1 protein-coding gene is annotated in these 3084 nt (G+C 63.6%); it reads left to right on the top strand.

What is annotated here, in order from left to right; translation table 11 throughout:
* Nucleotides 1-748 precede the first annotated feature (748 nt).
* Nucleotides 749-2680, top strand: a complete 1932-nt coding sequence (locus MUO23_14230) for a hypothetical protein (protein ID MCJ7514107.1) — start codon at nt 749-751, stop codon at nt 2678-2680.
* Nucleotides 2681-3084 lie beyond the last annotated feature (404 nt).

The following is a 3084-nucleotide window of genomic DNA, read 5'->3' as shown; positions in this document are numbered from 1 at the left end:
CGTCGAGCCACTCGCAGGGTTCCGGGCGATGCCACTTCCCGGCCACATAGTTGGCAAGCTTCCGGACATCCGCCATCCTGATCCTCGCAAGCCGAAAGGGATAGCGTCCATTGTACGTCGAGGCTTGGTACAAGGGAATCGGACGGGAGGCGTGGACAGACGACCGCCGACTCAGCGGGATTCGCCCGGTCTTTGGGCGGACCTCACGGCAGGCGCTTGCCGCCGGAAGCCGGCCTCCCCAAATTCTGGGCTGAGAGGAGTTGTTACAGTCGCCGAGGCATTGCCTTCGCATCCTTTCATCCATCCACCGGACGAGGTTCAACTCTCCAGGGCCGTCGAGCGGTGACCTGCACCGGCGCACCCTTCGGGAAAGGAGGCTCCCGTGACCGATTGTGTCAGCATGGCCGTCGAACCGGCTGGCGGGTCGCCGAACTCGTAGGAGGGGACGGCGGCCGCGGCGCGTGAGGGAAGCCGGCGTGCCCTGCACTTATTGCGGCCAATCTCGGCCGCATGCAGGCGCGGTCCGCGCCGGATAGCCCAGTCGGGCATATCAAGAGGAGTTAGACCCCATTGGGGAGAGAGGCTTTCGTGCGTGAGGGTTCCCCGCCGCCATTCCCGATTTGACCCCAGGTCGCCAATGGCTGTATCGTGATGGATAGTAGGATCCCCCGGTTCTCCTCTCCGCATGCGAAAGGACCTTGCCATGACCAGTTGCAGCACGTCCCGGTCCTGTCGGAAAACAACCCTCATGACGCTCGTCGCCGTGCTGTCCGCCACCTCGCTTTCCTGCAACGCGCTCTCGCGCCTGGTGCCGACGGCTGGCGAGGAAGCCGGGGAGCAGGGCGCGGGGCAAGGTGCAGTTCCACTGGAGGCAGGCAAGGCCCCTGCCGTGATGGGATTCGTGCTCGACCCGGACGGTGCGCCGGTGGCGTTTGCCGCCGTAGGTGATGAGATCACCGACCGCAACGGGATCGTATCCGGCGACCTGCCCGCCAGCGCCAGCGGCTGGCTTGAGGTGAAGACACTCGGGTCTGCGACCGGTTATGCAATGCCGGGGGGCCCGATCGGGGAGACTGCATTCTTTGAAACTCGGCTTACTCCCTTTGATGCCTTCATGTATCTCACATCAGAAGAGGAGGTCGTGTTCACGCTGGGCGACGTCGCGCAGCCCCTGGCGGAGGTCAGCATCCCAGCCGGGGCGGTGTCGACGCTGCCGGCCTTTGTGGAGGCCGCGACCTACGATCTGGTCGATGTCGGTCCCTACCTGGCAGAGCTCAGCAGCGGCGAACAGATGGATCTGGAGTTCGCTCTTACGGTGGAGGCCTCATCCGATAGTGGCGATCCCATAGCGCTGGCCGCCGGCGAGTCGATCACGGTCAAGGTATTCCCCAATCCGACACTGCCGGCCTCACCTGCATTGGCTGTCTTCGATGCACAGACAGGTGTCTGGCAAGTCCACGAGGGCGCCTGCGCGCCGGCAGAGGGGGGAGGCGTGGTGTGCACCGTACCTCAGTTCGCGCCGCTGATCGGACTGTTCGGGCCCCACGTGGACTCCACATCGGCTTTGCCGTCCGATGTTGAAGCCTTCGCGTCGATGAACCCAGCAGGAAAGGGGCTGTACCGGCCGACTCCCGCCGGCGAGGACCAGGCGTATCAGGTGGCCATGATCGAGGTGGCGATTTGGATCGAGGCCGGGTCGATGCAGTTTGGGGAAGGAGAGATGCCGAGTCCGGAGTGGGGAGCAGGGATGACGAGTCGGCTCGAGAACCTGGCGGATGCGGCCGAGGCCTACGCGGCATCCCACCCCGACGCGTCCGGGATTACGCATCTCCTGGCCGCGGCCGACCCGGCAATGACCACCGACAACCAGCCCATCGCCGACAGGCTAGTAGAGCGGGCGAAGGCCACCGCCGAAAGCATGGCCGATGAACTGCTGAAGGAAAGCGATTGCGGCCGATTGGTGGAGATGGCAAAGGTGTGGGAACTGCTGACCGGCCTGGGTTCGCCAAAGGCCGACGCGATGTGGCAGAAGATTGACAAGATGGGGGAGTGCGACCAGTGGTTTGGTACCATCGAAATCGGTTTTCCCTTAGCCGGCTCGCAGCCCGGACTGGACGAGTGGGCGAAGGAGTCGGGAAGCCAGAGATGGAGTGAAAACCACAAGGTGGTGATGACGACCCATGTGTCCACCTTCGTGCTGAAGGGTGAGGATATTGTGAGGCTCGACTTCGGTGAAGTGATGTACGGAAAGAAGGATCGCTACGGCTGCCACGACTACCTGACCCATGCTGGCCAGGGCGCCAGCGTTGTCCTCAAGTTCGACGGGCGATACGACGGATATACCTTCACAGTCGGCGATTTGCAGCCCGAGGGTGGGTCTGCGAGCATCACCTATGGCGCGCATGGGGAGAATTGGGACAGCCTGGTGGAGGAATGTGTCGTGATCAGTGACGTGGCCCCTTCGGCGCCGAACTACACAACCGTGCTGAGCCACGGCTTCTCGGGATCTCCGCCAGTTACGATCCAGGAGATACTCGGTCAGGCCGACAGCAACGACAGTTTCCGGGGGAGTGAGGAGATCAGCAACGATGCCTTTGAGCTGGGCATCTTCCCGTCCGAAGGGGGGACTGTCCGCTGGTGGTTCTGGCACGCTCAGAAGTACCTGCCGCAGAAGAAGTAGGCACGATGGAGGGGCGCGAAGGTGCCCCGTAAGTGAAGACTCACCCATGCGCGAGAAGCCGGCGGTGAACGCCGGCCTCCTTTGCGTCGAGCATGTGCTCCAGCCCTGATTCTGCTTCGCCTGGCGAAACGAGTCGGTTGCGCTTGCCGGAGCTCCCCCACCCGACTAGAATCGCCCCGATGAGAGGGGCTTGCCGTGTCCCCAGCCCGCGCTCGCTACGGCCTTCCTTGTCCAGCTCGACCAGCCGCCGCAAACCCAGAAACTGACTCAAGGCGCGTGATCGCCCGAGAGGAGAGCCTGCCATGACAGACAGCGTCTACAAGGTCATTGAACTGATCGGCACGTCGCCCGATTCGTGGGAGAAGGCGGCCGCGGCGGCAGTGGATATGGCCGCCAAGTCGGTG

Source organism: Anaerolineales bacterium, from assembly GCA_022866145.1.
In the GTDB taxonomy this organism is placed as follows: domain Bacteria; phylum Chloroflexota; class Anaerolineae; order Anaerolineales; family E44-bin32; genus PFL42.
The sequence above is the reverse complement of the archived record's forward strand: the minus strand, read 5'-3'. Positions and strand labels throughout refer to the sequence as shown.

Bases quoted from the DNA above. Each gene is read 5' to 3' on its own strand.
- MUO23_14230 (MCJ7514107.1), top strand. From the start codon at position 749: ATGACGCTCGTCGCCGTGCTGTCCGCCACCTCGCTTTCCTGCAACGCG.